Origin of the sequence: Limosilactobacillus sp., assembly GCF_051873075.1 — a bacterium.
In the GTDB taxonomy this organism is placed as follows: Bacteria; Bacillota; Bacilli; order Lactobacillales; family Lactobacillaceae; genus Limosilactobacillus.
The window spans coordinates 1-3,465 of the sequence record NZ_JBJEEM010000020.1 but is presented as its reverse complement, the minus strand read 5'-3'; the positions used below and the strand labels follow the sequence as shown (position 1 = coordinate 3,465).

3 protein-coding genes are annotated in these 3,465 nt (G+C 51.5%); all 3 read left to right on the top strand.

Annotation, left to right across the window (positions count from 1 at the left end; translation table 11 throughout):
- Positions 1 to 385: 2,3-bisphosphoglycerate-dependent phosphoglycerate mutase (locus ACI31J_RS02955; RefSeq protein ID WP_439772959.1), on the top strand; the 385-nt coding region annotated here is incomplete at its 5' end.
- 211 nt (positions 386 to 596) lie between these two features.
- The gene (locus ACI31J_RS02950; protein ID WP_439772958.1) at positions 597 to 1,640 is read left to right on the top strand and encodes a hypothetical protein; all 1,044 of its coding nucleotides are present in this window, start codon (positions 597 to 599) and stop codon (positions 1,638 to 1,640) included.
- A 347-nt stretch (positions 1,641 to 1,987) separates the two neighbouring features.
- The gene (gene tyrS / locus ACI31J_RS02945; protein ID WP_439772957.1) at positions 1,988 to 3,238 is read left to right on the top strand and encodes a tyrosine--tRNA ligase; all 1,251 of its coding nucleotides are present in this window, start codon (positions 1,988 to 1,990) and stop codon (positions 3,236 to 3,238) included.
- The last annotated feature ends 227 nt before the right edge of the window (positions 3,239 to 3,465 follow it).

Genomic DNA, 3,465 nt, shown 5'->3' with positions numbered 1-3,465 from the left:
TGCTGAAAAGTACGGGGACGAACAAGTTCACATCTGGCGTCGTTCATACGATGTTCTGCCTCCATTGCTGAAGGCAACTGACGAAGGCTCTGCTCTGCACGACCGTCGTTACGCTAACCTGGACCCACGGACTGTTCCTGGTGGTGAAAACTTGAAGGTTACCCTGGAACGGGTTATCCCATTGTGGCAAGACGAAATTGCTCCAAAGCTTTTGGACGGCAAGAACGTTATCATTGCTGCCCACGGTAACTCCCTCCGTGCTCTGAGCAAGTACATCGAAAACATTTCTGACGAAGACATCATGAACTTGGAAATGGCTACTGGTCAACCAGTTGTTTACGACTTCGATGACAAGCTGAATGTTCTCAGCAAGGAAAAGTACTAAAATAGTGGTTTTCCGCTAATATAACCCGCTGCTAGTTTGTTTGCCCAACCCGCAACTGGCAGCAATGAATTCCCGACCATCCCCGATGACCGGGAATTTTCTCTTTAAAGTTTTGAAAAGATTGAGAAGATCGCGCGGAATGAATTGTGGTCCGAGTCAATTGTGTTATGATGGAAAATAAATTAAGTTTAGATGGAGTCGATTTTTTAAGATGAAAAAGCAACATAGTTTACCGTTAAAGAGCTTCATCAAGGAGCTCAAGGCCCTGGTAAAGCCTGATTATCTCAAGGCGATGTGGCCGGTTGGCGGAATTGCAATTATTTTTATTGCCCTGACCTGCATCCTTAGTTTCCTTGCCACCAGCGTGATGTCCTCCATGATGATGAGCGTCATGATGATCATGTACGGAATGGCCTCCCCGCTGGCCCTCTTGATGGGACTGCTGGAGGTCCTGGGTGCTGGAGCAATCTCTATTGCCCTGTCCTTCTTCTTCAACTTCTTCATGGTGGCCATCCAGTACACCTATCAGGATCGCTTGGCACACCCAGAACAGCCGGTCAGTGCTGGTTCAATCTGGATGCACTACAAGCACCTGCGGAAGAACCAAGTATGGCGGATTGCCCTGTACATCGGGCTGTTCATCTTCCTGTGGAGTCTGCCACTGGATATCGTTGGCGGGTTGGTCGGTGGATTGACCAAGAGCACCGTTTGGCCGCTGATCATCCGGATCGCAAATGACATCGTGATCCTCTGGAAGGCCCTGGAGTACTCCCAGTCATACTTCCTGTACCGGGAAAAGCAGCCGCAGTTCCTCGGCCAGTCCATGCGGCACGCATTGACGGCCAGCCGGCGGTTCATGGATAGCCGCAAGTGGAACTACCTGCTGATCAACGTGGTTTGCGAAGTACTGCCAGTCCTTATCTGGGTACTGATCTTTGGTGGGTTGGCCTTTTACGGCAACTACACCGCGACCTACGTGCTGACCTACGTCGGCCTTGCCCTGGTGATTATTGGGATCGCCTGCTACCTGCCGGTGATCCTGGCCGCTGGAACCCTGTACTTTGTTAAGAGCAAGGACGAACCGGACCCGGTTGACCTCGATGCCGTCTTCAAGGACACCTTCAAGCCGGTGGCCGAATTGACTGGCGAGGCCTATGTCCACGAAGTTTACACGCCCGCTAAGCCGAAGAAGCATCCATCACCAGTTGCTGCCAAGGACGATGCGCCTAAGCGTGAGGCTAAGAAAGACGAATAATGATTGTTAAAAGAAGCGCTCGGTCGGGTGCTTCTTTTTTTCTTGGCCTTGACATGGCTGCGCGCCAGCTAGTACAATAACGGCAATATCAAAGGCAATGCGTTGGGCATAGTAGCCGGTGTGGTGGACAAGCAGAGAGTTCGCGGTCGTTGCAAGCGGACCAATCCAGACTGGCAAATTACACCGAACGGGCCTTTCATCGAACGGGTCGTCTCGTTATCGACGGAGAGCGGTGGCCCAGTGGGTCGCAATTCAAGGTGGTAACGCGGTAAATCGTCCCTGACTTCAGTTGAAGTTGGGGACTTTTTTAGTATCCGGGACTCTCAATAAAGATGGAGGAATAGCAGATGAACATTATTGATGAACTGAAGTGGCGGGGTGCGATCAACCAGGCCACGGATCTTGATGCGTTAAAAGAACTGACGGATAACAACAAGATTGCTCTTTACTGCGGGACCGATCCGACGGGGGATAGTCTCCACATCGGCCACCTGATCCCGTTCATGATCCTGAAACGGTTCCAGCTGGCCGGTCACCACCCGGTAATTATTATCGGTGGTGGTACCGGGGCGATCGGTGACCCATCCGGGCGGAAGTCGGAACGGCAACTACAGACGATGGACCAGGTTCACCACAACGAAGAGGCCCTGACTGCCCAGATGAAGAAGCTCTTCGGGACTGAGAACTTCACGATTGTCAACAACTACGACTGGCTCTCTAAGATCAGCCTGCTGGACTTCCTGCGCGATTACGGGAAGCTGTTTAACATCAACACGATGCTGAACAAGGAAGTCGTTGCCAGCCGGCTGGAAGCGGGGATTTCATTTACGGAATTCACCTACCAGATTCTGCAGTCCGTGGACTTCCTGCACCTGTACCGGAACAACGATGTCCAGCTGCAGATCGGTGGTTCTGACCAGTGGGGTAACATCACGGCCGGCATCGACCTGATCCATAAGGTTGAAGGTCCCGACACGAAGGTATACGGTCTGACGATTCCATTGATGCTGAAGGCGGACGGTACCAAGTTCGGTAAAACTGCCGGCGGAGCAGTCTGGTTGGATCCGAAGAAGACGTCCCCGTACGAGTTCTACCAATTCTGGATCAACCAGGATGATCGGGATGTTGTTAAGTACCTGAAGTACTTCACCTTCCTTTCTAAGGAAGAGATCGAAGAACTGGCTGAGAAGGTTGAGAAGGAACCGTGGAAGCGGGAAGCTCAACGTCGCCTGGCCGAAGAAGTAACGAAGTTTGTTCACGGCCCAGAGGCGGTTGAAGAGGCGGAACGCATCAGTAAGGCCCTCTTCTCCGGGGATGTGGCCGACTTGTCCGTCGACGAAATCGAACAGGGCTTCAAGAACATGCCGTCAGTTGACGTTGAAAACAAGAAGGAAAACATTGTTATCTGGCTGACCGATAATGGGATTGAACCTTCCCGGCGGCAGGCTCGCCAGGATGTTTCCAACGGCGCCATCCGAATCAACGGTGAGAAGGTTGACGACGTGGATGCCGAGATTGACCCAAGCAGTCACTTTGATGGCAAGTTTGTGATTGTCCGGAAGGGGAAGAAGCACTACTTCCTGGCCCGGGTAAAATAATTCAAAAATAAAATAGTTAGCAAAATGGCGACCTTTCCGCGAAAATTAGTGGGAAATCGCCGTTTTTTTGGCTAAAGCAGAACTCTAAGAGACGACGGCTTAATAATCCTTCGTAAACTGCATTATTGGCGGCTTGCCGGCTAAAATTGGCGGTTGACGACGAGGGGGATTCACGGTATAGTAGTTACCGTTGTCACGGGGGTTGAGTAATCAATCTGGTCCGGTTA